Genomic DNA, 26,793 nt, shown 5'->3' with positions numbered 1-26,793 from the left:
AGAAATTTTCTCGCGGCGGACGAATATGCCCAGCATCACGGCGCCGATCGTGCTGATACCCGTATATAGGACGTATGCAAGCGCCGCGCCGACGTATTTTAAAGCAAGCATAAATATAAAAAGCTCACGATTACGCAGGTGGTGGTCAGTAGCCAATCGTGCGCACTAGAAGCGTGCTTAAGTCCGTAAGCCCAGCCGCACTCAAAAAAGCGCTCCGATAATTATGAAAACAAAGCCTTTGGTGTTCATAAACCGCCTAAATTTTAAATTTGAAGCGAGATTATATTAGGAGCGAGCTTCGATTGAAATTTATCTTAAAATTAATCCTAAATAATAAATTTTATTATTCGTTTAGAAATTTTAGGCTATAATCGCTTCAAAATTCATTTCAAGGAGAGAAAGATGTTTAAACTTAGAGAGTTGCCGTTCGATGCGGCGCACAATGCGGTCGTAAGCAAAGAAACCTGTGATTATCACCACGGCAAGCACCATGCGACCTATGTGGCAAATTTAAATAAACTTACCGAATCGGGCGAGTTTGCGGGCAAGGGGCTTTACGAGATCGTAACGGCTGCTAGCGGCGGGCTTTTTAACAACGCAGCGCAGGTTTACAACCACGATTTTTACTGGGATTGCATCGCAAAGCCTAGCGAGCCGTCCGCGGAGCTAAAATCGGCACTGGCGGAAAATTTCTCGGATTTTAAAAGCGAGTTTTTGGCTGCTGCTACGGCTCATTTCGGCTCGGGCTGGGTGTGGCTCGCTTACGATCCGAAATCAGGCAAGCTTTGCATCAAAGCGACTCAAAACGCCGCTACGCCGGTGACCGAGGGACTCGTGCCGCTTCTAGTCGTGGACGTTTGGGAGCACGCGTATTACATCGATGAGCACAACGCGCGTCCGAAATATTTGGAGAAATTCTACGCGGGCATCAACTGGGAGTTCGTCTCAGGTGCCTATGAATGGGCGAAAAAAGAGGGTCTCGGCTCGGTGAAATTTTATATGGGCGAGCTTCACGGTAGAGATTAAATTTTAAAATTTAAGCGGACGCGGCGATACAAAAACCTGAGTCCATTGCGCTTCGCTTGCGTAAATTTTAAATTGCGCGGGCATGTCACAAACGGAAGCGGTGCTACTCGCAGAGCCAAAATCCGTTTAAACGCATAATCCGAGTAGAGAGGATACGGCTCGTGCAGTACACAAAGCTGAAATCTCTTAAGCGCTCGTAGGTTCGCTGCGGATTAGCTGCGGACGATAATCGCTGCCCGCAAATCTCTTAGACGCACCGCAAGCTAACCCTGGACGATAACCGCCGCCGCGCTTGCTGCACGCAATAACCGATCGCTTAAAATTTTAATTCAAAGCTAATGGTTAAATTTTAAGAGCTTTTCTTAGGATTTAGCCGCAGCAATACCGCTTTTCAATCTATCTTTTAAATTTAAAATTTCATCAAAACCCGGGCGCTAAATTTAATCAAAATTTTAGCTCAAAATCATCCACAGCCCGATCGCACACATCAGCACCGAGCAGAAAATTTCGAGGTATTTCAGATGGGTTTTCAGCAGATTTTTTAGCACCGCTCCGCCCAGCGCATATATGCTAAGGCAGATGCTTTCACTCACGCACAAGATCGCCACGAGAGCAAATGTGCGCGCGCCGAAAAGATTGTCTGCATCCAAAAATGGCGGAAAGAGTGCGGTAAAAAATATCCATGCCTTGGGGTTTGAGACCGCGACTACGAGGCCTTGGAAGAAGATATTTTCGCTGCGCTTTTGTTTTTGCAGCTTGAAATTTCCGCGCGCCAAAAAGGTCGCGACGCCCAGATAGAAGATATACGCGCCGCCTAAAATTTTAATCGCGCTAAGCGCCGCAGGGTGCGCAAGCAGAATGCCCGCGACGCCGAATACGCACGCAAGCGCCACGGCTGCGACGCCCAGCACCTGCGCGATCAGTGCAGGCAGCGCCCTAAGATAGCCGCGCGCGATGCCGAGATTTAGCGCGTAGGTCATGTTGATGCCCGGCATCAGCGATATCGGAAAGATCGTAAAGAAAAACAGAAGCATTGAAAACCCCTAAATTGCGGCTAAATTTTAAATTTATCGCGCGCTTGTCGCGGAAATTTTAAAGTGTCGCGGCAGATGGAATTTTAAAATTTAGCCGCGCCTTTTTGCGTTTATGATCACGCTTGCACGGCGCGTGCAGATAAAATTTCAAAATTCTGACGCCCGCTTCGCTAGACGCGTTAAAGCTTTTTACGGGGCGGGAAGGGGCCTCGGTTGCGAGGTCGCACTTCTCGCAGAGGCGGCGCTTCCCGCCCCAAACCCCACCTAACCCCCGACGACGCTTTACAAGGGGCAGGCTACGCCTGCGCTGAATTTATATTATAACTGCGGTGCGGTGTCTCGCACCTAGTCGCAAGACCGCCGTGCCGCAAGTTTCAATACAATGTGTCGCACCGAGTAAAAACCCACGCTGCAGCGTATGTAACGGAGCGAATGAAATTTTAAAATTCTATCATGCCTTGGCATAAAATATATTGCGGCGAAGTGAGCCGCACCGCCGCGGGCAAATTTAAAATTTAAAACTCTTGCGGCTTTAAATTTGGCCGAAAATCCCGTATCCGAAGATCACCGCGATGATGAGCGGCAGGATAAATTTGACGTATAAAAACCAAACTCCTGCGAGCCGCGCGCTTAGATCGCCTTCGTTGGTGAGCTCGTAGATCGCGTCCTTTTTCAGCACCCAGCCCACATAGACGCAGCACAGAAGCGCCGTTAGCACGAAAAATACGTTCGCGCTTACGAAGTCGAAGGCGTCGAAAACCGAGCGCCCCAGAATTTTAACGTCCGCAAGCACGCTGCTTGAGAGTATGCAGGGCAGGTTGCCGAGCACGAAGACGCCGCCGAGCGTTAAATTTACCGCCTTTAGCGTCGAAAAACCGAAGCGCTCCTCGACGAAATTTATGATGACCTGATAGATCGTGATCGACGTCGTAAGCGCGGCGATGAGCAAAATCGAGAGAAAGACCACCGCGACGGCGTTGCCGAACGGCATGTGCGAAAACGCGATCGGCAGGCTCTTAAAAACCAGCGACGAGCCGCTGCTCGGCTCAAGCCCCGCGCTAAAGAGCGATGGGAAGATCATAAAGCCCGCAAGCACGGCGATGAGGGTGTTTACGACTGCGGTGATGGTGGCCGTTTGCATCAGCTTCTCGTCTTTGTTGAGGAAGCTAGATAGCGTGATCATCACGCCGAAACCGAGCGAGAGCGCGAAAAAGACCTGTCCCAAAACGTCGATCAAAAGCTTGGGCGTGATCTTGGCAAAATCGACGCCGAGATAAAATTTCACGCCTTCCTTTGCGCCTTCGAGCGTTAAATTTGTAAGGATCACCGCGATGAAGCACAAAAATAGCGCGGGCATTAGAAATTTTACGAATTTTTCGATCCCCTCGATGATGCCGTTTTTCAAAATGTACCAGTTGATCGCTATGAAAACGAGCGTGTAAGCTCCGACGCCGAGCGGGCTATTTTCGATGTGATCTGCGTAGAATTTTTGCGTAAATGCGGGGTCTGTGATCCGCGCGGAGAGGTCGAAGTTGCCGCTTACGATGTTTACGATGTAGGTTAGCACCCAGCCGCCAAGGACCATATAGTAGGCCAAAATTCCAAACGCGCCGATTACGCCCATGATGCCTACGATTTTCCATGCCGGCTTTATGCGCGAGCCGTCCTTTTTAGGCGCTGCAAAGGCATCGACGCAGTTTCTTAGCGCACGGCGTCCGATGACGTTTTCTACCAAGATCATCGGGATCCCAAGCACGATCATTGCGATGCAAAATATGAGCACGTAGGCGCCGCCGCCGTTTTGCCCGACTAAATACGGAAACCGCCACGTGCAGCCAAAGCCGATCGTGGCGCCTGCGACAGTTAAGATATATGTGAGCTTGCTGCTCCAGGTCTGTCTCGGCACGCTCCCTCCTTAAAATTGCTCTTTTTTGAGTTTGTCGAGGAAGTCCTCGATATTGTATTTGGCGCGGTAAGCCTCGCTGATGAGATGGACTATGATATCGCCGAGATCGACGACGCTCCACTCATCGCCGCTTTCGATAGCCAAAAACTCCTCCCCAAGCGGCTTAAGCACGCTTTTTAGCTCCTCGATAAGCGAGGCTGCGTGGCGGGAGGTTAGCATAGTGGCGATAACCACGAATTTCGCGATATATTCGCGCCCTTCCATATCGATGATCTGGACGTCTTCGGCTTTCTTTTCGTTTAAAATTTCGGCGATCTTTTCCGCCCTCTGCTTTGGATCTTGCATATCTTTCCTTTTATAAAATTTTATGACCTCTGCTGCGATCTTGGGTGGGATTTCGCCTTTGAAATCTCGCCTAAAACCGCTTGAGCTCGCATCTACGGCAATCTCGATGCGCCTTAGAGCCGCCCACTGCCGCGGGATCTCGTAGCCAGGTCTAGTAAGCACTACAAACTCCGCCAATTTTTGCAGCTCGCTAAAATCGCGCCATTTATGAAGCTCTGCTAGGTTGTCGGCGCCCACGACGATGTAGAGCTTTGAGATTGTATCTGTGCCGCTTGCACTATTTGCTTTGCTTGCTTCATCTGCACTGCTCACATCGCGCACATCGCTCGCGTCATCTGCGCCGCCTGTGTCACCTGCACTATTTGCGTCATTTATATCGCCTGTATCAGCAATGCAATTTGCATTGCTGCTTGAAATTTCGCTTGCAACGGGGCTTGAAATTACGCTTGCATTTGTGATTTCGCTCGCATCTGCACTTAAAATTTTGCTTACGTCGTTTGCACCGCCCGCATTACTTTTGCAGCCGCCCGAAATTCCACTCACCGTGCTTTGCGAAATCCCCTTTGTTTCACTTCCATCGCAGATCAAAATTTTATCTGCCACGCTGCCTTGCAGAATTTTGTTTTTTGCGTTGGCGGAGATACTTACTCTATCCGTATTAACGGCGGTGCAGGCATCGTCGCTTGAAATTTTAGCTATGCCGCACGACAAAGCCCCGTCCGTCTTCTCGGGTAAAATTTCGTCTGCACTGCCAGGAGTATAAGCACCGGCAGAAATTTTATTCGCAATATTTGCGCCGTTAGATAAAGCCCTATCCGTTACGGCTGTCGGGGTTTCGCTCGTCGAGGCTGCCGTCTCTGCCGCGATTTTGCCGTTTCCGCCGTATTTTTCGAGCAGAAATTTCACGCTTTGTATCGTGGGTACCGGCACGTTTTGCGAAATTTCATAATCGCTTACCTCCACGTGCGGGGCGTCGCTCCACAGCGCGCGGCACCATCTAAGCCGCAGCTGCGGCGGCGCCGAAAAGCTCTTTTTAAACGGGTTTAAAAACGACGGCATTATTACCAGCAAATCGGGCTTTAGGCTTGATAAAATCGCCTTTACCGCGGCGTCGTGTCCTGCATGCGGCGGATCGAAACTGCCGCCGAAAAGCGCGATCTTCACGCGCCCGCTCCGCGCCGTTTCATGCCGCAAAATTTCTCGCCCTTCGCCGCAAATTCTGCAGCATAAAATTTTGCGCGGCGCAATCTTGCTTTATAAAATTTTACGCCGCAAAATTCCGCTTCGTCAAATTTTGTTGCAAAAAATCCCGCGTTTTGCAGCGCGGTAAATTTAAAGGGTATGGCGACACAAAGGCTAGGACTGCGTCGCAGCCCTTTTGCGGCGGCAAATTTTAAAAGCGCGCCATCGCGGAATTTTACCTCGCCGAATTTCGCTTCGCTAAATTTCATTTTAAGCTCTAAATTTAGCGTCTGGAACTTCATCTCGTGAAATTTTGTGCCGTACAATTCTGCAGTGCGAGTTAAAAAACCCGTCTCGCGCAATTCTGCTTTGTAAAATTTGACGCCGCGTGCCATAAATTTTGATTTGCAGAATTCCACGCCGCGAAAGTTCGCCCCTAAAAATCTTGTTCCGCAGGTCGCAAATTTCGCGCCATTAAATTTCTCGTCGTGAAATTTAAAATGCGAGTGTCGTGATTGCCGAATTTGTCGCGTATGACGAAGCGTTTCATTGCAAAATTTAAAACCGCGAAGCTTGGCATCGTGTGCCCCGGGCTCTGCGCCGCAAAATTTCGTGCTACCAAATTTTGTTGCAAAAAATCCTGTGTTTTGCAGCACGAAAAATTTAACGCCGCGCTTTTTAAATTTTTCCGCGCAAGACCCAGTGGCTGCGAATCGGGCGTTAGAATTTGGGTTTTTGTAAGGCTTTCGCACGGGCCGCCTACATATATTTTTCTAAAACGCGCGGGATTTCGATGCTGCCGTCCTTGCGCTGGTAGTTTTCCATTACCGCGATTAGCGTGCGGCCGACTGCGAGCGAGGAGCCGTTTAGCGTATGAACGAGGCTATTTTTCTTGCCGTCTTTGAAGCGGATTTTGGCTCTACGTGCCTGAAAATCGCGACAGTTGCTGATCGAGCTGATCTCTCGGTATTGGTTCTGCCCCGGCAGCCAAACCTCCAAATCCACGGTCTTTGCGGCACTAAAGCCTAGATCGCCGCTACAAAGCAGCATGTGTCTGTGCGGAAGGCCTAGGCTAGCTAGTAGATCGCTCGCGCACGAAATCATCTCCTCAAGCATCTTTGTGCTATCCTCTGGGCGCGTGATGGCGACGAGTTCGACCTTTTCGAACTGGTGCTGGCGGATCATGCCGCGCGTATCGCGCCCCGCCGAGCCCGCCTCCTTGCGAAAGCAGTGGCTGTAGCTGGTGAGCTTGATCGGCAGCTCCTCGCTGCGTAAAATTTCATCGTTAAAGAGATTCGTCGCCGTAACCTCGCTCGTAGGGATGAGGTAGAGGTTTTGCTCCTCGTCGTCAACGTGGTAGAGGTCGTCTTTAAATTTAGGCAGCTGACCCGTGCCGTAGAGGATCTGATCACGCACCAAAAACGGCATATTTACGAGCTCGAAGCCGCGCGAGTTATTAAATTCGATCATGTAGTTGATGAGGGCCATATTCAGCTTTGCGCCCAGCCCGCGGATCGCGGTGAAGCGGCTGCCGCTGAGTTTGACGCCGCGCTCGAAATCAAGCCATCCCAGCGCCTCGCCGAGATCGAAGTGCTGCTTGGGCGCGAAGTCGAACGTGCGCGGATCAAGCACCTTTTTGATACAGACGTTTTCGTTCTCGTCCGCGCCGATCGGCACGTCGTCGTCGATGATATTCGGCACGCACGCGGCGATCGCTTCTAAGTTTTGCTCGCGCTCATTTACGAGCTCGCTTAGGCTTTGGATCTTTTGCTTGTTTTCCTCAAGTTGCGATTTTAGCGCCCCTACGTCCTTACCCTCGCGCGCGGCGAGGCCTAGCTCCTTGCTCTTTACGTTTTGCACGGCTTGGAGGTTCTCTAACTCCGTCTTTTTGGATTTTAGCTCGTTGTAGGCATCTAGTAGCGTTTGCAGGGTTTGCGGCGGGACTTTTTTGGCGATGAGTTTTTTATTAAATTCGTCGAAATTCGTCTCGATAAGTTTTAAATTTATCATTTTCTGCCTCTTTTTGGTAATTTAAATTGCGACATTTTAACTAAAGTTTGCTTTAAATACTCAAAATAAACCCACATTTAAGCAATACGGATGAAAAAAAGTGATACAATTCCGTAATATTTTATTATAAAAGGTATTACATGAAGGCAAAATTTGCTTTTTTAGGAATTTTCGCGGCGAGCCTTGCGTTCGCACATTTCGGCGTTCTTACGACGGATAAAAATGTCGTAGAGGATCAAAAAGATGCTATCGTGAAGCTAAATTTGGAATTCTCCCATCCGTTTTTGCAGGAGTCTATGAATCTACAAAAGCCCGCAGAATTCGGCGTTTTTATTGACGGCGAGAAAAAATCGCTCCTAAGCGGTCTAAAAGAGCAGAAAAAGGGTGAAAATTCCTATTTCGCGGCGGAATTCAAAGCGGACAAGCCATCGCTTTTAGCGTTTTATTTTGATCCAAAACCCTATGCCGAGCCGGCTGAGCGCAAGATGATCCGCCATATCACCAAAACCTACGTCGATGCTTACGACGCGGGCGAAGGCTGGGATAAGCCGCTCGGGCTAGAGGCGGAGATCGTGCCGCTAGTGCGACCTTATGCGCTGTATGCGGGAGAGATATTTAGCGGAGTTTTTTTACTGCACGGAAAGCCCGTCCCGGGCGCGGACGTGGAGATCGAGCTATATAACGATAAGGGCTACAAAGCCCCTAGCGAGGCGCATGTCACACAGGTCGTTAAAACCAACGGCGCGGGCGAGTTTAGCTTCGTGATGCCGGTTGCCGGCTGGTGGGGCTTTGCGGCTCTTAGCGAGGAGGAAGCCGCTAAAGGAAGCGAGCAGCCCGTAAACGAGCTGGGCGCCGTGCTTTGGATCAAAGCAGACGAGCTGAAAAAATAGGGGAGCGGCTCGGTGAGATCTCTTTTTTTGGGCGAAATTTGCGTCGCTGCGGATAAATTTAAATTTACGCTTGAGCGGAGCTTTGAAATTTTATTTTCGCGCGTTTTGCTTGGCGACGTAAAATTTCAAGCGAATTCTGCGGCTAAAATTTTACGGGGAAGAATTTTGTCGTTTTGCACCCGCGCGCAGTCTGCGTCTCAGGGTTTGGTTAAAACTTTACGGAGCAAAATTCCGCTGAGTAAAATTTCAAGTAGCAGAACTCTGCTATGTGGAATTTTGCTCGGTAGGAATCCGCTCTTAGTAGCTTCGAGCCGCAAAATTTCATATTCATGGATTTATGAGCTTAAAATACCAGCACGTAAAATTTCGTTTTTTGAAATTTCGCAAACCCCGACTTTTGAAATTTCGCAGGCTCTGTTTTACCGCACAAGCATCTCACCGAGATCGCTCGGAGCCTTAAATTTTGCGTTGCAAAATCCGCTCGCCGCTCCTGCAATTGTAGCAAGCGAAAATTCTTGCGCCGTGCGAGCCGTAAAATTTATCAAATTTGCCGGTTCCGTAAGCGGTTCCGAGACCGCTCCGAGTTCTGCGCTAACAGCCGCCGCAAATAGGACGCAAGCCGCGAGTTTTACAGCCGAAAATTCTGTCGCGACTAAAGCCGTAAAAGCAAGATCTGTAGCAATCAAGGCAATTATTGCAAAGGTCGCAAATGCCTTAAATTTAACTAGCTCCCGCGTTTTTGCGCGTCTAAAAAACGTGAGCGATTTAAAGGAGGCGAGCCGTGCATATTAGCGAAGGAGTTTTGAGTGCGCCCGTGCTGCTTGCTGGCTGGGCGGTTACGGCGCCTGCGGTAGCGGCGATTTTATGGCGCGCAAGGCAGTCTGAAATCCCGAGGATCGCATGTTTTAGCGCGCTGTTTTTCGTCGCATCTTTTGTGCACCTGCCCGTGGGCGTCAGCTCCATGCACCTGATGCTAAGCGGGCTCGTGGGCGCGTTTTTGGGCTCACGCGCGATCTTGGCGATTTTCGTCGCGCTGTTTTTGCAAGGGGTATTTTTTGGCTTTGGAGGGCTTAGCGTGCTCGGCGTAAATACCGCAGTCATCGGCTTTCCGGCGGTTTTGGGCGGGCTCTTTGCCGCCGCCGCCTCAAAAGCGCAAGAGCTAAAAGCGCGCACGCAAAAAATTTATCTATTTTTAGCGGGTTTCGTGCCGATCGTCTGCTCGATGCTGCTTCTTGATCTCGTGCTTTTCATCAGCGGGCGGGAGTTTTTTGCTATCGCGACGCTCATCTCGCTCGAAGGCGCGATCCTGGCTGTTTTGGAAGGAATCATCACCTTTTTTGCGCTTAGCTTTATTGCGAAATTTTACGGCGGACAAAGGCGATGAGAGCGCTATTTTTCTTAGCGGTTTTGAGCTCCTTCGCATTTTCGCATGCGCTTCATCTTTTCGCGACGCAAGAGGGCGATAGAGTGGCGATTTATAGCTATTTTTATAAAAATTCTCCCTGCATGGAGTGCGAAGTTTTAATCAGTGTGGACGGGCGCGAAATTTTACGCACTAGGACCGATAAAGAGGGACTTGCGAGCATACGAATGCCAGCTAAAAATTTTACTATTCAAATTTACGGAGGTGCAGGGCACGGCACACAGATGGAATTTAGCGCCGAAGGCTTTACGCCGCAGGATTCCGGTGATCCTGAAAATTCCACGCCTCAAAATTCTGACGTTTCTGAAAATCCTATGCCGCAAAATTCGAACGCCGCTAAAAATTTCGCGTCCAAAGACAGCGCGTCCGAAAATATCGCGCCGAAAGGCAGTGTGTCTGAAGATAAAATTTCAAGTGCTTCCGAGCCTTTGAAAAATTCCGCCTCGCAAAGCATCTTGCCGAAAGAAAGCTCTAAGAGTGATATTAGGAGCCTGGCGTTTCAAAGCCAGTCCGCCGAGGCGCCTAAAATCGCGCTTTGTTTGGCCTTGATTTTCGGCTTTTTTGGCTTAATGTGGCTAGCGAAAAGAGCGCGCAAATGAGCTCCGCCGTATCACTGCTCGCGTTTTTCATCTTCAGCTTCGGCGTCGGATTTAGCGGGCAGCTTTACGCGGCGTTTTTTGCCCCGCCGCTACTTCTTTTTGCGCTTAAAATTTCGATTGCACGCGCGGTCTGCACAAGGCTTGCGGTATTAAATATCTTTGCGATTTTAAGCGCGTTAAGCCCCGCCATAGTCGGCAACTACGAGCTTGCGGGCGTGATATTTTTGCGCGCGAATTTGATAATGGCGTTTGCAATTTTGCTATTTTACGGCAAAGACGAATATTTTTTCGCGCGCGGATTTTACGGGCTCGGGCTCGGCGAAAAGCTAAGCGCTTTGGTGTATTGCTGTGGGCGATTCGTAAATTTTTTACGCTCGGATCTGGCGAGACTGCAAGCACTTTTGCGCATGCGCGGATTTGTAGGGACGAGCGGAATTTTTACCTATAAAATTTATGCGAATTTGATCGGGATTTTAGCGATTTCGGCGCTTGAGCAGGCAAGGAATTTAAGCATGGTAATGAGCGCGCGAGGGTTTTGCGGTAGGCTATTTTACGAATGTCGCGATGGTTTGGGCGTCTCGGAGGCCTCGTTTTTGGCGTTCGTGCTGGCGTGCGTATCTGTTAAAATCGGAGCTATCTTATGAGCTGTTCGCTTAAGGCGCTGGATTTAAGCGCTAAAAACGGCGAGCGAGAAATTTTTCGCGGCGTAAATTTGAGCGTAGGGCATAAGGAAAAAGTGGCGATCTTGGGCGCGAACGGGCAGGGCAAGACGAGCCTGCTTCAAATTTTAGGCGGCCTAAGGCAATGGGGCGAGGGCGAAATCGAGCTTTTCGGTGAGAAGCTCGAGTGTGCGGAGGATTTTGTAAAATTTCGCCACGAGATCGGGTTTTTATTTCAAAACAGCGACGATCAATTTTTGTGCGCGAGCGTGTTTGAGGACGTCGCATTTAGTCTGCGTGCACAAAATGAGCGGCTAAAACAAGCACGAAATGCGGAGAAAAAGCGTGGAATTTTTTCTAAATTTTTTGGTCGTAAGGCGCAAATTTTAAGGCAGGGCAGCGAAAACGACCATCTAAAAAAGCTTGAAATTTTAAGCGAAGAGCAGATTGAGCGCAAGGCGCTGGAGACGCTGCGACGCTTGGGAATCGAACATCTGCGCGAGCGAGTACCCTTTCATCTAAGCGGCGGCGAGAAAAAGCTGGTGGCGCTTGCGGGCGCGCTGGTGTGCGAGCCTAGGATACTGCTACTGGACGAGCCTACGACGGCGCTTGATGAGGCAATGCAGGAGCGCGTGGCGGGGATTTTGGCGGAGCTTGACGTAAGCGAGATCATCGTCTCGCACGATAAAAGTTTCATCGATAAAATCGCAGATAAAATTTATTATTTAAAATCTGACGGGCTGTATGAAAGTCCATGATAAAATCATAGATAAATTTACCGTTTAAAATCAAGAGGCTTGTATAAGTCCATAATGGCGACCCTTGCGGGATTTGAACCACGCGTTTTCGCACTGAGAATGCAACGTCCTGAGCCACTAGACGAAAAGGTCAAGAATTTATTTTAGCATTAAGAAGCAAAATTTTAGATAAAATATATGATGAGCTCTTGCAGATAGCAGCACCTAGAATTAGTGTCTATTTCGAATTAAGGTTGGGTCAAGTAAAACATTAAAGTCGGCAAATTTATATAACGGATTATCTCGCTAACTTATCAACTTCGCATTTTTCATAAATTTCGCTATTTTCGCCTTTTGTTATGATCCTATGCAGGTCTGAGATCAGAAATTTTAGACTCTCTTTTGCGTGAATGCAAAATCTCCTATCCAAAGAATCAATCGTATTGCCTACTTTTTCGTTTGCCGCACTTATCGGACAGCCGCCACCACAAATGCCAAGAGCTTCACATTCTTGACATTCATTCTTTTCGGGCGGCGAGAGATGGCGAAATTTTTGCCAAATTTCATTGGTCGTCGGATTAAAATTTTCATCCAAGACATTCGTTACAAAATATTTTCTATCATACAAACAGCCTTGGCAAATTCCCACATCTCCGTTTGCCGCAATTACAATCTGTCCGCCGCTTGTAGCTGCACAATCCGAAAAATAAACGCTTGATTTTGCAAAGGATTTTACCTTTCTCATCATTCTATCTTCATAAATTCCAAGCTTGCGCAATTCTTTAAACATTTCGATTAAAAACTCACTCGTTTTTTGATAGTGCAAATCCGAAATCTTCTCATCCGACATTAAAATATTAAAACCGAAGCCCTTTATATTGTATTTCTTGACAAGCTCAAGCATATCGTTTTTATTTTTGATACTATCTTGCGTAAGCGTTACGGAAAGCGAAATTGGAACCCCAAGTGACTTTGCCAAATCAAGTTTTTGTATAATTTTTTCAAATACAAAATTTCCGCCGATATCCACGCGCATTTTATTTGTTTCGTTATTACAACCATCTATCGAAATACCGATATTTACGCCAAGTTCGTTTAGCTTTAAAAGCCTTTGTTTGTTTAATAAAAGCCCGTTTGTGACCAAGTCGAATTCAACTTTTTCTAAAACTTTACAGCTCTTTTTAAGCTCGTTAATTTTATTTACTATAAAAACAAGTGTTTCAAAATTTAAAAGTGGTTCGCCACCGTAAAATAAAATGGTAGGCTTGGAATTTTCATCGAAATTTGCACTTTCGAGTTGTTTTATGAAAAATAAAATTCCATCCATTGCCGTTTGCTTACTCATATTTTCTTTTTTGAAACGCTTTCTCTTTTCTTGATTATTGTTGCCTAAAAAGCAATATTTACAAGCCAGATTGCATTGTTCGCTTAAAATAAAATAGCATACGTTTATTTGTGGTTGAGGAATAACCGATTTTACAAAATTTAAAATTTTTTCATCATCGCCCTCTTTGACTAAAATTTTATACTTTATCAATTCGTCGATTTCGCATTTTAAGTCTTGTGATAATTTCACATTTTTGTCAACAATCTCTTTTATTTTCTTAAATTTGTTATCGCTTAAATAGATCGGCTTCATCCTTAAAGAGTTATATAATGCTACATCATTACCTACATGAAAGGCGAAGCCATATTTTGAAAAAATCATAAAAATCCTTGAAATAGTATCGGCGGAGTTCGGTCCGCCGATAAATTTTTAGCATATTTCCCATGCAATTTCGTCGTTTTCACTTCTGCGACCGCGGCACGAGCATACGCACATGCCGCAACTGCATGAGCAAAAGCAAGCGCAAGTTCGGCCTGCGACAACTTCAATAATTTTGCCGAATAGCTTTTCATATTGATTTATAGTGGCACTCATTTCTTCTCCTTTCTCTAGAAATTTACTAATTATTTATCCTATAGGATATAGATTTGCGGATTTTATCCAAATAAAGTTTAATTTTTACTTTACCTATAGGATAAAAAAATGAGTGAAAATTTAGCCTTTTTTGACGGAGACGAGATACAAAATTTTTATCTTCAAATCTCCGCCAACGTCCGTAAACTACGCGAAAGCAAGGGTATGAGCCAGCTGGATATGGCGCTAAGTATGGATATAAAGTCGGTCGCGTTTTACTCAAACTGCGAGAGCTGCCGCTACGACAAGCACTTTAATTTAGAGCATATTTATAAAATTTCAAAAATTTTAGGCATCGAGGTGGGTGAAATTTTTAAATTTAAGGCTTAAAAATTTATAAACTTGAAAGTTTGAATTTTTTGGTAAAACAGACAATGATCAAGGGCAATGATAAGTCTATCGATTTATGCTCAGATGTTTTTACATTTTTAGGTGTGAACCATGCGTGTATTATAAAAATTTTAACGCCCGTCCGACGAGCGTTAAAATTTCAAACCGTCTTTTAATTAGGCGTCAAGAAAAAGCAAGTTTTGCCAATATATTAAAATTTTAAAATCCGAGTGCTTTTTGAATTGCAAGCGTCTGCGCGACGACGCGCTCTAGCTGCTGTAAATTTAGCATATTCGGCCCGTCTGATAGCGCATGGGCGGGATCAGGGTGCGTCTCGTAAAAAAAGCCGTCTACGCCCACGGCCGCTGCCGCTCGCGCGAGATACGGCACGAAGCGCGAGTCGCCGCCGCTCGTAGTGCCGGTGCTAGGCATCTGCACGCTGTGGGTCGCGTCGAAAATGACCGGAGCAAACTCGCGCATAATCGGCAGCGAGCGCATATCGACGATCAAATTTCCATAGCCGAAGGTACTGCCGCGCTCGGTGAGCCAAACGCCGTAACGGCGCGCTAGATCGTGCATACCTTCGCCGCTTGGCTGCGCAGCGCTTTGAGCAGAATTCGCGGCACTCGAAGCATCGCAAACATGGGCGGAATTTTGCGCGTCCGATCGTGCGGCGCAAGAATTTTGCGCGCCTAGCGCAAAAGAGCTGCTATCTGCACTGCTTCGGGCGCCGCTTTGCGCGCCGCAAATTTCGGCATTGCTGGAGCAGGCGCTGTTTTGAGCGGCATTTGTATCGCTAGATGCCGCGCCGCTTTGCGGGGTATAAGCTCGTGCGCTGCGGGTTTGCAGCACCTTTTCGACGCTGTGTTTCATCGCCTGCGGCGATAGAAACTGACCTTTTTTGATATTTACTACCGCTTGCGTGCTGGCTGCGGCGACGAGCAGGTCGGTTTGGCGGCACAAAAACGCCGGTATCTGCAGTACGTCGGCGACGCGCGCAGCGGGCTCCGCCTGATAGCTTTCGTGGATGTCGGTTAAAATTTTATAGCCGAACTTCTCCTTTACTTCGGCTAAAATTTCGCAGCCGCGCTGCAGCCCCGGGCCACGGAAGCTTGAGATGCTTGTGCGGTTGGCTTTATCGAAGCTGCTTTTAAAGTAAAATTCCACCCCGTCCATTTCGTTAAATTTGCGTAAGCTCTCCGCGACTTTCATTATCAGCTCGCGGCTTTCGATCACGCAGGGTCCTGCGATCAGTATCATGAAATATCCTTTTTTAAAATTTGCGCGATTTTAGCGAAATTTTACTAACTCTTAATAGGGCTTACCGAAAAATCTCTCGTAATGTTCGTAAAAGCGCTTGTAGTAGGGGTTTGAGTAGCGTTTGCGCATGCCGTAGTTGTAGCACTCGATCGTGTCTTTGATATTTTTGTCTTTAGCATTCCAGCATTTGCGTAGAATTTTGGCGCATTTGGTGAGGTTATACATCGGATTAAATATATAATCGATCTCATTTTGGCTGAAATTTACGGCGTTTAGCTGCCCGAGCCCCACGTCGATGCTAAAGCCATCCTCGTAGAGGTACTTGGCGATCTGCACGGCGTAAATTTCGTTTGCCGGTATGATAGTAACGACCCATTTGCTGGAATTTAGGCTATAGTTGCTTGTTTTGATGCGGATATTTTGGTTGCGCAGACCTGCGAAATAATCGGCGTTTGCTTTGTTCGTCAAAAAGGAGATCGTGTAGGGCTCGAAGTCGCTTTCGATTTTGACGATGGTGTATAAAATTTCAGGCTTTACCCCTTCGTTTTGCGCTACTGCGGCGATGGCGTTTACGATCTCGTTCGGCGAGTAAGCGGGGGCTTGAAGCGCCAAAAACAGGGCGAAAACCAACTTTTTCATCTAAATTTACCGAGCCTTTGATAAAATTTTATGTCGCAAGTATAGCACAATTTCAGTCTTTTCATCATTGTTTAAGTGAAAATTAATCGTATTAGATATATAATTACATTTCTTTTTAAACCCAAACGGTCGCTTAGCTCAGCTGGTAGAGCGCCACCCTTACAAGGTGGATGTCGCAGGTTCGATCCCTACAGCGACCACCATTTTGAAATCCTTGGATTTCATACTTCTTTAGCACTTGCGCTGCGAGTGTGATTTTTGGTGCGACGGTAGTTCAGCTGGTTAGAATGCCGCCCTGTCACGGCGGAGGTCGTGGGTTCGAGCCCCATTCGTCGCGCCACTTCTTACGATGTCTTGCTAGCTCAGTAGGTAGAGCATCTCACTTTTAATGAGGGGGTCGTTGGTTCGAATCCAACGCAGGACACCACTTTTATCACTAATCAAATCGGCAAATTCTATGATTGATCGTTTATGTCTAAAAAGCCAAAAATAAGTAAGGTATAACAAGAATAAGAGCTTTCATGAAAAATAAAATTTACTTTATTGCCGCCGCTATAATATTATTTGCGTGGATATTTTATCTATATAAAGAGCAAAGCGCCTCTTGCGATATAAAAGATCTTTTTATGGGCGATTCCGAAATAACAAAAGAGTGCAGAATTGCTATAATAAGGCAATTTGAAAAGAACGGTAACCCGCGCGCATATAAAAGGCTGAGTTTGGTTTATGGAAAAATTTTAAGCGAAAAACCTATAGAAGAGGTTTTAGATGAGCTAGATCAAGAAGAGATAGAATTTTTGAAAAAATTGTATCCCAATTCAGAAATTCTATCTAAAGAGCTATCAAATAAAAAATAATCGATTTTTATAAACGAAAATTTGCCATAAAGATGGCTAAATTTAATAAAGAAATGAAAAAAAGGATAGGTGATTAATGGACTTAGAGCTTTTATACCGAAATTCAACAAATTCTGATAAATTCAGCATCAATTCGTTTGTCGGAAAATTTATCTATCAAAAAACTTGGTCAGATTGCGACTATTGGAAGTTGGATAAAGCTTTAATGCAGATTTTGAGCTTTTATCATAACAAAACGCTTCCAAGAGAAATTTTCGTCGCAATAATAGCAATATTTAATGATGTTATCGGCGTGGAGGACAAATCGGAAATTTATGTAAGCAATATGCTGTGTGCAAAAAACAGCGACGGCGTGGCGCCTAGCATATATGATAGATTTGAAAGATTAAAGGTTCTTTGCAACAGCATCGCATTCAAAGAAAAGCTTGACAATAGCGGTTTTTGGTATGTTCCAAAGGATTAATGCAATGAATCTTGTAAATTTTTATAGAAATACCGCATTTGATGATAGATATGATGCAAATTCGTTCATAGGTATGATTTTAGATAATAATCTATGGTCCGATGATGAGTATTGGAAATTGGAAGCCGATTTAAAAAAGATTTTGCAGCATTATAAAAATAAAGAGTTGGACCCAGAAATAATGCAAGGTATTATTTCTATCTCTAATGATATATTTCTAAACGGAAGTTGGCGCGACGTAGATATAGACGCAAAAAGCGAATGTTTTAAAACGTATGAATATCAAGAAGATACAAAGCCGAATATTTTCGATAGATTTCGTCGCATAAAAAGCTTATTATTGGCAGTTGCATCAGGGGATGAGAATTTTTATAAAATCAAATTTTTCTATGAAAATTGTACGCCGGATTCTTGTGCTAAAAATAGCAAAGACGGTGCGGTAGTTAAAATTCCATTAAAAGGAAATGCGGTTTTAAATGAATAAAAAGACGATTTTAACTATTTTATCGGGAATAGTCGAAGATGGCGATTATATCTCTTTATGGGAGATCGTTTGGGAATTAAATTCTATTAACGTTGCCAATTCGCTTAAAGTGGCGAAAGAAATTTTATTGTTCTTATACGAGCAAGGTTATATAAGATTGTTTAGTTCAAATTGGGGTTATGATACAGAAATGAAAGAGATATGTGATAAATCTGAAATTTTAAATATTTTAAGAGATGATAAAAGTTATGAGCCGGTCAGTGTAAATAGCAAATACTTTGGCGTGACTGAAACGCAGCAAGGAAGAGCTTATTATGCAAAACAATACTAAAATGCGAAAAACAATAGTTTGGACGGTATAAAATGAGAATAAAAGCACTTAATCTAAATTTAAGTCCATACGTCTATTTCTTTAGCGAAGCGGAAGATTTTAGATTTAAGATTTTTAAAGATTTTCAAGCCGCAAGCGGGAAAAGACCACTGGATTTTTATGAGCTTGAGGCGTTTAGCCTAATGAAAAGCACCGAAGTCTATGAGACCGACTCTATCGCCAGTGCATTAATTCATAATTTTAATTTATGCGATGATAATGTAAGAGATATTTTAATAATGCTATTTGGGCAATTTTATCTAAATAATTTCATAGATACCGACATAAAACATAAAACTAGCGCCAATATAAATTTAAATATGAAAAAATTTGAAGAATGGAAAATTTTAAGAAAAAATTTCTTTTATAATTTAGATAAATTTATAGCTCGCCCATACGAACCTCTAAAAAATTATACTCGCGTAGACGGTGCTTTTTGGGAAGAGCCGAATCGGTGGTGCCATCATAATATGTATATGTTTATCGCAGAATGCGGCAAAAAATATTATGACGAAATTTTGATTCCGAGCCTTTACAATAAATACAAATACATAGAGGTCGATATCGACGAAGAGGGGGATGTAACGAAGTGGTACGGGATATAAAATTTAGGAGAATAAAATGTCGATAAAAGAAAGATTATTAAAAGAATTATGCTGCCTTGCCTCATTAGAGTGTCAAGAAAAATATATGCTTGATAAGTATTTGTTGTGCATAGATTTAATAGAAGATTGTGAAAGTGCTTGTAAAATAGCCCTAGCGGAATCAAACAAAATTTATTTCAGTATAGAGGAACGTAAAGCGATAGCCAAAATGCTAGATAAATTTACGGAGTGCGATTCAAAATTTTGGGAGGAAGAGGAAAAGGCTTCTATGACAGACTATGAAGATTTTATATACCACAATAGCACCTTTTGCGAACTACGCGAATTAGCTCTAAAAACAATCCAAATTTTTGGTTATGAGTTTGACGACTTCGACTACGACTAAAAGCCTAATAAGGATAAAATAGAATATGTATAAGCAAATAAAAGAGCTGCTAGAAAAGAGCGGCATAGAATTGAGCGATGGTTTGAAAGAGAGCGAAATAGACAAAATAGAGCAAATTTATGAGTTTAAATTTCCAAAAAGCCTAAGAGATTTTTTATCATATACATTGCCTATTTCGGTAAAACTTTATAATTGGAGAGACTTTAGCGATGAAAATATAAAGGAGATAAAGCGGGCTATGAACTACGTCTTTGAGTACTTAAAAAACGATCCTATTGATGAAATTTTCCCAAACGAGGGCTATTGGAATACGCAAAAATGGGGTCCGATGCCCGAAGACGGATCTCGCAAGCGAGCCGTTGTACTAGAAGTAGCCAAAATTGCGCCTAAGATTATACCCGTATATTCTCATAGATATATGCCGTGTCTTAAATTACCGGATCCGCCGGTCTTATCTATACACTATACCGATATCATTTATTATGGGAAAAATTTATATGACTACTTTTTGAGGGAATTTGGTAAAAATCCTCTTAAGCCGGTCGGAAAATGCCCGTATGTGCCTTTTTGGTCTGATTTATACTAAAATTTAATAAAGGCGAGTTTGCGTCAATCTACGCTTATTTGATTTTTAGAATTTAAAGAAAATATACGTTAGCATAGTTAAAGCGAGGAAAAATGACGGAAGAATATTTGATGAATTTCTATCATCTTACTAGCATTGGGCAGTATCGGATTCTTATAGATAGTTCATTACGGAATGAAATTTGTAGTGTTAAATTTGCATTCTAAAAATGGGCGGCTATGAGAAATAAATTTAAGAAAAGTGGCGAATGAGATACGGCGATCTGATATTTTTAAATTTATTCAGTAATTACAAAGATGAATTTGCTGGAGTCGGTCGGTGCGACTTTGTAATTTATTTGGAAGAGCTGGTTAAGGCTGGAGAATATGGTATAGCGCTGGAAGATTTTTTAGTTCAAATGTATGAATATGATTTAGAAATTTCTTCTAACGACTTAACAATTATAAAAAATTTATGCGAAGGCGTGAATATAGGTAGTAATCTATGGTCGGTTCTAAGTATTAAAGCGGTGGGCGATTAAAAATATACCGAAAGAGGGTCAATGATAGAGGAATATATAAAAATAATAGAGGATTTTTTGCAAAACAGAATCGACGTATTTGAATTTGAAAAGATATATTGGGATAAATTTATGAATGATAAAAATTTCCCCGATGAATATTATGAGCCGCTTAATAGACTTCTTACGGACATCGATGAATTCGAACCAGACGAAGAGTTGAGGGGTGATGATACGGTAGGCGATTCATTAAGTGAAGAGGATCTAAGGGGATGCGCGAAAAAGGCTTTAAAACAAATTACGCTTTTAAAATAGTAGTTTTATAAAATGATAATTTCTGCGAGAATTTTAAAAATATATTACGATATAATGCGGGCAAAACCCACATCCCAATAAAAGGAAATTTAAATGCAAATGAATGAAGAAAGTATATATTATAAAGCTCCATTGCTATATTCGCTATGCCGCATGGCTTCTTTAGAATATCAAGTCAATTATTTGGTGCATGCTACGGCTGAATACTACGAAGATCCATCGGAGATGGCAGAAGTACTATGTAGCCAATGCGAGCGAGCCCTTGACGGAAAATTTGAATTCTGTTTTTTACCCTATGAAAGAGAGATCTTAAAAGAACTTGCGGATCTTATTCATAAATATTTTAGAGATAACAGCCTGCTAGAGGGAGATACCTATGATTATTTGGTCTATCACAATAAATCATGGGTAGAGGTCAGAGAGCTAGCCTTGAAGACTTTGTATATTTTCGGCTACAAACCAGAAAACTTCAACTATGATTGAGTATGAAGTTTATATCCCAATAAAAGGAAACCTAAATGCAAATTGACGGAAAAGAGATATTTAGGAAAAGCGGGCTTATGGTTAATCTATGCCGTATGGCTTCTTTGGAATATCAAGTTGATCATTTGATACATCCTGCGGTTGAATATTACGAAAGCCCATCGGAAATGATAGAATTTCTATATACCGAATGCAAGAACGCTTTATTGGAGCAATTTGAATTTTGCTTCCTGCCATATGAGAGGGATGCGCTAAGAGAACTTTTGGAGCTCATAGATAGATACTTTAAAGATCAAAGCTTGCTAGAGGGAGATACTTATGACTATCTAGTATATCAGAACAAATCCTGGATAGAGGTCAGAGAGCTCGCTTTAAAGACCTTGCATATTTTCGGCTACAAGCCATATAGCTTTAACTATGATTAGACTCGGATTGAACCTGGCAGAATGAAATTTATCCTATATATCTTTACTCTGCTACTATGCCTAAGCGCCTGGGCTTTGCTTGGTTATATACGGTAAAATAAGACTGATGCCGCGCAAGCGAATATTTTCATTTTAGTTGCGTCTAGTTGCGCTACATCATATCGCCGCGCGCCGTAACGATACATCTAACGCTGCCAGGCCGTGCTTTAGCCGCTACGTCGCGACGCGTACTATCGCTGTGCCTTAAATCCTTGCGCCCGAAGTGCCTAGATCATCTTTCCGACGAGTTTTTCTTTAAATTCTTTATAAATTTCAGGACCAGCGTGTTTGTATTCGCTCGTCAGCCTATTGTGAAATTCCGCCATATCGCCGCCGCTTTCGCGGTAAAGCTTGATCGCGTTTCGCCTTACGGCGCCGTCTTTTAAGTCGCTATCGTAGGCGATGCTCGCGTACCTTGCTCGCGCGCCGTCCTTGATCTCGCGGTAGACCTCGCAGCCTTTGGCTCTGCCGAGCTTTGCGACGCATGCGGCATAGAGGGCTTGTAGGCTCACGCACTGCGGGATCAGCGCCTCCGCCGCGGCAAGGTCTGCTTTGGAGATTTTAGAATTTACGGCTTTTTGTTCATGTTGTACAGCCTTCGGCTCCTGCTTTGCGGCTTTTGCACCTTGCTTTTGGGCCTTTGGCTCCTGCTTTGCAGTTTTCGGCTCCGGTTTTTGGGCTTTTTTCTCCGCCGCGCCGCCTGCCTTGCCTTGCTTTGCGTTCGCCCCTGCGGCATGCGAGGCTAGACTGATCTTTTCAAATTTAGGATTTTTGCGGTAGTTTAGATCGTTAAAGAATTCTATCACGTCGTCGTAAAATTTGTCGTTGCTGACGATACCGATCTTGCCCTCCTGCCCGCAGAGCTTACCCATCAAAAACACGATGATCTTATCGGCGAAGTCCTTTCTTTGCTTGCCGATCGTAAAAACCTCGCCTATGCTAACGCCCATCTTCGATAGGCGCGCAAGGGTCAAGGCGTCGATCTTTTTAGCGGTGTTGGAGACGATATTCAGCTCGTCGCCCTCTTTGAGATTTACGACGTCGAATATATTATCGACGTCGATATTTTCGTCGTCAATGATAAAATGGGTCAAAGTTTTTCCTTTAAATTAAATTTCAATGCCCGCGCTCGCGCAAATTTCATCTCTAAAGCGCGCGAAAGGCCTCATTGCGGGCTGATTTTGCAGATGCTCGCCGATGGGCTTTTGCATCCATGCCATATCGTACCAGCGGCCGAATTTATAGGCGCAGCGCTCGAATCTGCCGACGAAGCGAAAACCCATACGCTCGTGAAATCGCACGCTCGCGTCGTTTAGATATTCGTCATCCCCGCAAGCGATGCAAGCGTTCATATCTACTATGTTTTGAGCCCTAAGCGCGCACGTTTCGCGACACGTAAACCGAGCACTCCGCCGACCAATCGTATGCCGCCCGCTCTTTGAAAACCGAAGCGTAGGCGTAGCCGAGGATTTGCCCGTGTTTTAAATTTGCGCTATTTTGTTTCGCCGCACCGCTTGCGCAATTTCGCGCCTCGTATGCGGGCAAAATTTCACTCCCTGCGCCTGCCGCGCTCGCAGAAATTTTAAAATTTTCATTCCGTTCATCGCCCGTGCATGCCGTCTCGTTGCTTACGTAAGCGAGCAGATAGGGGTATCTTTGCAGCGTCTGTCCGATGCGCCCCACAAATTCCGCGGCGCTGGGCACGTCGTATTCAAAGCTGATCGCCGTTTGCTTTACGTAAGGCGCGTAAATTTCAAGCAGCGCCTCCGCATCTTGCGGCGTTGCGAGCCGCAGTTTTATCAGCACCCGATCTCCTTTAAATTTCGCCGTTTTGCATAATTTCGGTTTTAAGCTTATCTAAATTTACCGCCGCGTTTCGGCTTTTAATTCGGGTTAAAATTTCATCTCGTACGCAAAAAAAGCTAAATTTCAGAGGCGTGTTTAAGCGCGTAAATTTTAAAATTTAACCCGCGCCGTCTATTCGCCGAAAAGCCTCCAAAACTCGGGCGCAAATTTCGTCGGCGCAAATTCTATGATCTCGTATTTTGCGACGCCGTTTTGAAAGAACGGATCTTGCGCGATGATCTCATCAAGCTCCGCGCGGTCTTTGGCGTTGATTAAGATGATGCCGCCGGTGCGAGGGACTTTGCGCCCCGAGCAGATAAATTTATCCGCCGCGAAAAATTTATCCAAAAACGCGTTGTGCTCGTTGATAAAGCGGTCCACTTCGCTTACTTCTTTGACGTAGGTGAGGTTCGCAATAAACATTTTGATCCTTTGTGAGATTTGAAGCGCGATTTTAGCATAAAATTCCAACGGATAAAATTCCCGCTGGAATTTTCGTGCGCTACGTTATAAAAAATATCGGCGAAATTCCGATTATCGCGCAACCAAGCGCTGCGTAGCGAATCTTTATCGCAGCAAGCGCACAGATGTTTGCGAGCGCGAAAAGAAGTGGCGGAATTTGCGCTTGAAAGCTCGGCAAAGTAAAGTTTAAAAACGCAAGCAGCGGCGTATCGAGCGCGCCGCCGAGCCCAAATATATGCAAAAATATGCTTAGCGGATAAAAGATCACGAACACGTATCCCAGCGGCATTACACTAAGCTGCTGCAGCGAAGCGGTCGGGAAGAAATAATAGACCGCCGCGTTCATGCTGAGCCAAACGTAGAGGTTAAAAAGTATGACGTTCTGCCAGAGCTTAAATTTAGGTGCGAAGTGGTGCAGGTAGAGGAAAATATACAGTACGCCCAGGCAGGAGAAATAAAATCCGATCGAAAAGGCTAAGTGCGGGAAAAACGCAAGTAGAAGCGCGATCGTTAGGAAGAGGTTCGTAAATTTAAGTACGTAGAAATTTCGCATCGCGAGGAAAAAGCCCACGCAGCACATCGCAAGCGAGCGCAGAAAGCTCGGCGTAAAATCGAGCACGAAGAGATACCCGCTCATCAGCACGATCACAAAGACGCTAAGATCGCGCCTCGCGCTGCGGTATGGAAAGTAGCGATCCTGAAAATAGCGGTAGATCGGCATTGCAAGCAGAAAGACCGTGCTAAAGATAATGCCCAGATGAAAGCCGCTGATCGAGATGATGTGCGCTATGCCCCAGTTCGTCACGCTGGCGCGCAGCGGTTTTGAAATTTCGGTCGCAAAATACAGCGCGGAGTAAAGATCCGCCGTCATCTCATCTTCGTGTTGGGCGCGAACGAAGCTTATCGCGCGCCATTTTGCCCCAGAGGGCGCGGTCTCGGCTGAAATTTTAAAATTTGGTGCGTAAAAGCGCTGCTTTAAAAAATCTAAAAATTTTACGTTTTTGGTTACGATGCCGATATTTACGCGCGCGAAGCGGTGAAATTCCCGCTCGAGCCCGGCAGTCGTGTAGAGGGTAAAATCCGCCGTTTTGAGCTTTAGCACCGTGTAACTGCGGCCGCGCTCGTTCGTTTTGGTGTAGGCATTTAAAATTTGCGCGCCGTAAAAAGCGTAGTTTTTCGCGCGGAATTCTTTGAATTCATAAAATTTCACGCCTAAGTTTATCGATAAAATTCCAAGCAAAATGAGTAGAAAGTATAAAATTTCGCGTTTAGAGTAAAAGAGTTGAAGCTTCACGGGCGGTATTTAAGTTCGCGCATACGGTAGAATTTTAAAAGTTCGCGCGCGGAGAAATTTTAAAATTCCAAGGCTCTATGCCGCACCGTCTCGTAAAAATCGGGCGGCGCGGCATAAAATAAGCCTGTCTTAGCACGAGTAGTTCGTTGCAAACTCAAACGGCGTAGGGCGCGCCTCGTAAGGCCAAACCTGAGTTTCAAATTTAAAATGCTGATAGGTCTCGATGAAAAGCTCGCTCATTATCGGGCGCAGATACTCATTATCGCGGATCACTGCCTCTAGGCTGCCGCGAAGCGTGTGCGGAAGCTGCTCGATGCCGCGCTCGCGAATCTCATCCAGGTGCAGCTTGAATAAATTCTCATCCATCGGTCCGACCGGCTCGGTTTTGTTTTTGATACCGTCGATTCCAGCCATAAGCATCGCCGCAAATGCCAAATACGGGCACGCTGTGCTATCGGGGAAGCGCATCTCTGCGCGCACGGAGTGCTCGCCGCTGCCGTAAGGGATGCGGATCGAAGCGGAGCGGTTTTGGCTCGAATAAGTTAGAATGGACGGCGCCTCAAAGCCCGGGATGAGGCGTTTGTAGCTGTTGGTGCTCGGGTTCGTAAACGCTGCGACGCTGCGTGCATGCTTTAGCACGCCGCCGATATACCATCTAGCCGCGTCGCTTAAATTTGCGTAGTTGCCCTTTTTATAAAAGGTATTTTTGCCCTTTTTCCAGATCGATTGGTGCACGTGCATTCCGCTGCCGTTATCGCCGTAGAGCGGTTTTGGCATAAAGGTCGCGGTCTTGCCGTTTAGGTGCGCGACCATCTTTACGACGTATTTGTATTTTTGCACGTTGTCGGCGGCCTCGACGAGGGTGCCGTATTTAACGCCGATCTCGCCCTGGCCTTGCGCTACTTCGTGGTGGCAGATGAAGGTCTCAAGCCCGATCTGCTCAAGCACTTTTAGCATCTCGGCGCGCAGATCGACCATCGAATCGACGGGCTGGACGGGGAAGTAGCCGCCCTTTACGCCCGGGCGGTGGCCGCTATTAAAGCCGTCTTTGTAGTTTTTGCCGCTGTTCCAATGCCCCTCTTCGGTATCTACCTTAAACATCGCGCAGTTCATATCGTCGATGATCTTTACGTCGTCGAAAACGAAAAACTCATTCTCAGGCCCGAAGTAGCAGGTATCTCCAAGACCCGTGGTTTGCAGAAACTGCTCGGCTTTTTTAGCGATAGAGCGCGGGCATTTTTCGTAAAGCTCGTTTTTGTAGATATCGTAAACGTCGCAGATGACGATGATCGTAACGTCCGCGGTGAATGGATCCAAAAACGCCGTCCCTACGTCGGGCTTTAGCATCATATCGGATTTATCGATCGGCTGCCACGCCGCTACCGAGCTTGCGTCAAATGGAATTCCGTCGGCGAAGTCCTTCGGCAGGCGCTTGTAGTTGTAAGCGACGTGGTGCCAGGTACCCTTTAGATCGGTAAATCTAAAATCCACGAACTCGACCTCGTTTTCATCGCAAAATTTAAAAAATTCCTTCACGTCATTAACAAATTTTCCCATATTTTTTCCTTTTTTCCGCCCGTATTTGGGCTAAATTTAATGGCGGATTTTAACATTATTTAGTTGAAATTCGACTTTATCTGCGCCGTTTTGCGCGCCGCGATTTTTAAAATTTTGCGCCGCC

33 protein-coding genes and 4 tRNA genes are annotated in these 26,793 nt (G+C 45.3%); 22 read left to right on the top strand and 15 right to left on the bottom strand.

Annotated features, from left to right (window positions below; genetic code table 11):
* Positions 1 to 402 precede the first annotated feature (402 nt).
* Positions 403 to 1,026: a superoxide dismutase [Fe] gene (sodB, locus tag QZ367_RS08830; protein WP_291939800.1), complete on the top strand. Its 624-nt coding sequence runs from the start codon at positions 403 to 405 to the stop codon at positions 1,024 to 1,026.
* Between the two features lie 452 nt (positions 1,027 to 1,478).
* On the opposite strand, the gene QZ367_RS08825 is transcribed toward sodB, so the two are convergent.
* From QZ367_RS08825 to serS, 5 genes are all read right to left on the bottom strand, one after another.
* Entirely contained in the window at positions 1,479 to 2,060 is a 582-nt protein-coding gene (locus QZ367_RS08825; RefSeq protein ID WP_291939797.1) for a LysE family translocator, read from the bottom strand.
* 532 nt (positions 2,061 to 2,592) lie between these two features.
* Positions 2,593 to 3,966 carry a sodium-dependent transporter gene (locus QZ367_RS08820; protein WP_291939796.1) on the bottom strand — a complete coding sequence of 458 codons (1,374 nt, stop codon included), beginning with the start codon at positions 3,964 to 3,966 and terminating at the stop codon, positions 2,593 to 2,595.
* A 9-nt stretch (positions 3,967 to 3,975) separates the two neighbouring features.
* On the bottom strand, positions 3,976 to 5,475 hold the full coding sequence (gene rsfS, locus QZ367_RS08815; protein WP_291939793.1) for a ribosome silencing factor: 1,500 nt from the start codon (positions 5,473 to 5,475) through the stop codon (positions 3,976 to 3,978).
* On the bottom strand, positions 5,472 to 6,245 hold the full coding sequence (locus tag QZ367_RS08810; RefSeq protein WP_291939789.1) for a pentapeptide repeat-containing protein: 774 nt from the start codon (positions 6,243 to 6,245) through the stop codon (positions 5,472 to 5,474). The genes rsfS and QZ367_RS08810 overlap by 4 nt, the downstream gene beginning before the upstream one ends.
* Positions 6,246 to 6,252: 7 nt before the next feature.
* A complete protein-coding gene (serS, locus tag QZ367_RS08805; RefSeq protein ID WP_291939786.1) occupies positions 6,253 to 7,503 on the bottom strand; it encodes a serine--tRNA ligase in 1,251 nt (416 codons plus the stop codon).
* Between the two features lie 140 nt (positions 7,504 to 7,643).
* On the opposite strand from serS, the gene QZ367_RS08800 reads away from it, so the two are divergent.
* The 6 genes from QZ367_RS08800 to QZ367_RS08775 are packed head-to-tail and all read left to right on the top strand — an operon-like array spanning position 7,644 to position 11,832.
* A complete protein-coding gene (locus QZ367_RS08800) occupies positions 7,644 to 8,393 on the top strand; it encodes a DUF4198 domain-containing protein (protein ID WP_291939782.1) in 750 nt (249 codons plus the stop codon).
* A 12-nt stretch (positions 8,394 to 8,405) separates the two neighbouring features.
* Complete coding sequence (locus QZ367_RS08795) at positions 8,406 to 9,185, top strand: hypothetical protein (RefSeq protein WP_291939779.1); 780 nt, start codon at positions 8,406 to 8,408, stop codon at positions 9,183 to 9,185.
* Positions 9,175 to 9,777 carry a cobalt transporter CbiM gene (cbiM, locus tag QZ367_RS08790; protein ID WP_291939777.1) on the top strand — a complete coding sequence of 201 codons (603 nt, stop codon included), beginning with the start codon at positions 9,175 to 9,177 and terminating at the stop codon, positions 9,775 to 9,777. Before QZ367_RS08795 ends, cbiM begins: the two co-directional genes overlap by 11 nt.
* Positions 9,774 to 10,415 carry a hypothetical protein gene (locus tag QZ367_RS08785; protein WP_291939774.1) on the top strand — a complete coding sequence of 214 codons (642 nt, stop codon included), beginning with the start codon at positions 9,774 to 9,776 and terminating at the stop codon, positions 10,413 to 10,415. The genes cbiM and QZ367_RS08785 overlap by 4 nt, the downstream gene beginning before the upstream one ends.
* Entirely contained in the window at positions 10,412 to 11,059 is a 648-nt protein-coding gene (locus QZ367_RS08780) for an energy-coupling factor transporter transmembrane component T (protein ID WP_291939771.1), read from the top strand. The genes QZ367_RS08785 and QZ367_RS08780 overlap by 4 nt, the downstream gene beginning before the upstream one ends.
* Positions 11,056 to 11,832, top strand: a complete 777-nt coding sequence (locus tag QZ367_RS08775; RefSeq protein WP_291939768.1) for an energy-coupling factor ABC transporter ATP-binding protein — start codon at positions 11,056 to 11,058, stop codon at positions 11,830 to 11,832. Before QZ367_RS08780 ends, QZ367_RS08775 begins: the two co-directional genes overlap by 4 nt.
* Positions 11,833 to 11,887: 55 nt before the next feature.
* Here QZ367_RS08775 and QZ367_RS08770 read toward each other — a convergent pair.
* A tRNA-Glu gene (locus tag QZ367_RS08770) sits at positions 11,888 to 11,964 on the bottom strand.
* A 145-nt stretch (positions 11,965 to 12,109) separates the two neighbouring features.
* The gene (locus tag QZ367_RS08765; protein ID WP_291939765.1) at positions 12,110 to 13,519 is read right to left on the bottom strand and encodes a FibroRumin system radical SAM peptide maturase; all 1,410 of its coding nucleotides are present in this window, start codon (positions 13,517 to 13,519) and stop codon (positions 12,110 to 12,112) included.
* Positions 13,520 to 13,840: 321 nt separating this feature from the next.
* Here QZ367_RS08765 and QZ367_RS08760 point away from each other — a divergent pair, with 321 nt between their 5' ends.
* A complete protein-coding gene (locus QZ367_RS08760) occupies positions 13,841 to 14,101 on the top strand; it encodes a helix-turn-helix transcriptional regulator (protein WP_291939764.1) in 261 nt (86 codons plus the stop codon).
* Between the two features lie 219 nt (positions 14,102 to 14,320).
* Here QZ367_RS08760 and QZ367_RS08755 read toward each other — a convergent pair whose 3' ends face one another.
* Positions 14,321 to 15,361: a 3-deoxy-8-phosphooctulonate synthase gene (locus QZ367_RS08755; RefSeq protein WP_291939762.1), complete on the bottom strand. Its 1,041-nt coding sequence runs from the start codon at positions 15,359 to 15,361 to the stop codon at positions 14,321 to 14,323.
* A gap of 51 nt (positions 15,362 to 15,412) precedes the next feature.
* The gene (locus tag QZ367_RS08750) at positions 15,413 to 16,000 is read right to left on the bottom strand and encodes a transglycosylase SLT domain-containing protein (protein ID WP_291939759.1); all 588 of its coding nucleotides are present in this window, start codon (positions 15,998 to 16,000) and stop codon (positions 15,413 to 15,415) included.
* Positions 16,001 to 16,127: 127 nt separating this feature from the next.
* Between QZ367_RS08750 and QZ367_RS08745 the strand changes: the two genes are divergently transcribed.
* From QZ367_RS08745 to QZ367_RS08680, 14 genes are all read left to right on the top strand, one after another.
* Positions 16,128 to 16,203: transfer RNA gene (locus tag QZ367_RS08745), tRNA-Val, on the top strand.
* Positions 16,204 to 16,263: 60 nt separating this feature from the next.
* A tRNA-Asp gene (locus QZ367_RS08740) sits at positions 16,264 to 16,340 on the top strand.
* Between the two features lie 11 nt (positions 16,341 to 16,351).
* Positions 16,352 to 16,427, top strand: a tRNA-Lys gene (locus tag QZ367_RS08735).
* A 94-nt stretch (positions 16,428 to 16,521) separates the two neighbouring features.
* Complete coding sequence (locus QZ367_RS08730; RefSeq protein ID WP_291939756.1) at positions 16,522 to 16,857, top strand: hypothetical protein; 336 nt, start codon at positions 16,522 to 16,524, stop codon at positions 16,855 to 16,857.
* Positions 16,858 to 16,933: 76 nt separating this feature from the next.
* On the top strand, positions 16,934 to 17,320 hold the full coding sequence (locus QZ367_RS08725) for an Imm41 family immunity protein (RefSeq protein WP_291939754.1): 387 nt from the start codon (positions 16,934 to 16,936) through the stop codon (positions 17,318 to 17,320).
* A gap of 4 nt (positions 17,321 to 17,324) precedes the next feature.
* Positions 17,325 to 17,804 carry an Imm41 family immunity protein gene (locus tag QZ367_RS08720; protein ID WP_291939751.1) on the top strand — a complete coding sequence of 160 codons (480 nt, stop codon included), beginning with the start codon at positions 17,325 to 17,327 and terminating at the stop codon, positions 17,802 to 17,804.
* Positions 17,797 to 18,135, top strand: a complete 339-nt coding sequence (locus tag QZ367_RS08715; RefSeq protein ID WP_291939748.1) for a hypothetical protein — start codon at positions 17,797 to 17,799, stop codon at positions 18,133 to 18,135. Before QZ367_RS08720 ends, QZ367_RS08715 begins: the two co-directional genes overlap by 8 nt.
* Before the next feature lie 32 nt (positions 18,136 to 18,167).
* Complete coding sequence (locus QZ367_RS08710) at positions 18,168 to 18,779, top strand: hypothetical protein (protein WP_291939745.1); 612 nt, start codon at positions 18,168 to 18,170, stop codon at positions 18,777 to 18,779.
* A 16-nt stretch (positions 18,780 to 18,795) separates the two neighbouring features.
* Positions 18,796 to 19,164, top strand: a complete 369-nt coding sequence (locus QZ367_RS08705; RefSeq protein WP_291939742.1) for a hypothetical protein — start codon at positions 18,796 to 18,798, stop codon at positions 19,162 to 19,164.
* A gap of 25 nt (positions 19,165 to 19,189) precedes the next feature.
* On the top strand, positions 19,190 to 19,750 hold the full coding sequence (locus QZ367_RS08700) for a hypothetical protein (RefSeq protein WP_291939740.1): 561 nt from the start codon (positions 19,190 to 19,192) through the stop codon (positions 19,748 to 19,750).
* A 247-nt stretch (positions 19,751 to 19,997) separates the two neighbouring features.
* The gene (locus tag QZ367_RS08695; RefSeq protein WP_291939737.1) at positions 19,998 to 20,270 is read left to right on the top strand and encodes a hypothetical protein; all 273 of its coding nucleotides are present in this window, start codon (positions 19,998 to 20,000) and stop codon (positions 20,268 to 20,270) included.
* 21 nt (positions 20,271 to 20,291) lie between these two features.
* Positions 20,292 to 20,564 carry a colicin immunity domain-containing protein gene (locus tag QZ367_RS08690; protein ID WP_291939734.1) on the top strand — a complete coding sequence of 91 codons (273 nt, stop codon included), beginning with the start codon at positions 20,292 to 20,294 and terminating at the stop codon, positions 20,562 to 20,564.
* Positions 20,565 to 20,663: 99 nt separating this feature from the next.
* Positions 20,664 to 21,047, top strand: a complete 384-nt coding sequence (locus QZ367_RS08685) for a phytanoyl-CoA dioxygenase (RefSeq protein WP_291939731.1) — start codon at positions 20,664 to 20,666, stop codon at positions 21,045 to 21,047.
* 206 nt (positions 21,048 to 21,253) lie between these two features.
* Positions 21,254 to 21,472, top strand: a complete 219-nt coding sequence (locus QZ367_RS08680) for a hypothetical protein (RefSeq protein WP_291939728.1) — start codon at positions 21,254 to 21,256, stop codon at positions 21,470 to 21,472.
* 266 nt (positions 21,473 to 21,738) lie between these two features.
* On the opposite strand, the gene QZ367_RS08675 is transcribed toward QZ367_RS08680, so the two are convergent.
* The 6 genes from QZ367_RS08675 to glnA all read right to left on the bottom strand — a co-directional run bounded on the left by QZ367_RS08675 (position 21,739) and on the right by glnA (position 26,669).
* Positions 21,739 to 22,605 carry a hypothetical protein gene (locus QZ367_RS08675; RefSeq protein ID WP_291939726.1) on the bottom strand — a complete coding sequence of 289 codons (867 nt, stop codon included), beginning with the start codon at positions 22,603 to 22,605 and terminating at the stop codon, positions 21,739 to 21,741.
* A 15-nt stretch (positions 22,606 to 22,620) separates the two neighbouring features.
* Positions 22,621 to 22,863: a GNAT family N-acetyltransferase gene (locus QZ367_RS08670; protein ID WP_291939724.1), complete on the bottom strand. Its 243-nt coding sequence runs from the start codon at positions 22,861 to 22,863 to the stop codon at positions 22,621 to 22,623.
* 19 nt (positions 22,864 to 22,882) lie between these two features.
* The gene (locus tag QZ367_RS08665) at positions 22,883 to 23,317 is read right to left on the bottom strand and encodes a GNAT family N-acetyltransferase (protein WP_291939722.1); all 435 of its coding nucleotides are present in this window, start codon (positions 23,315 to 23,317) and stop codon (positions 22,883 to 22,885) included.
* A 171-nt stretch (positions 23,318 to 23,488) separates the two neighbouring features.
* Complete coding sequence (locus tag QZ367_RS08660; RefSeq protein ID WP_291939720.1) at positions 23,489 to 23,779, bottom strand: YciI family protein; 291 nt, start codon at positions 23,777 to 23,779, stop codon at positions 23,489 to 23,491.
* A gap of 79 nt (positions 23,780 to 23,858) precedes the next feature.
* Positions 23,859 to 25,112, bottom strand: a complete 1,254-nt coding sequence (locus QZ367_RS08655; RefSeq protein ID WP_291939718.1) for a ComEC/Rec2 family competence protein — start codon at positions 25,110 to 25,112, stop codon at positions 23,859 to 23,861.
* 129 nt (positions 25,113 to 25,241) lie between these two features.
* On the bottom strand, positions 25,242 to 26,669 hold the full coding sequence (glnA, locus tag QZ367_RS08650) for a type I glutamate--ammonia ligase (protein ID WP_291939715.1): 1,428 nt from the start codon (positions 26,667 to 26,669) through the stop codon (positions 25,242 to 25,244).
* Positions 26,670 to 26,793 lie beyond the last annotated feature (124 nt).

Source organism: Campylobacter sp., from assembly GCF_019423325.1.
GTDB lineage: Bacteria > Campylobacterota > Campylobacteria > Campylobacterales > Campylobacteraceae > Campylobacter_B.
This window is presented reverse-complemented; position numbering and strand designations above follow the sequence as displayed.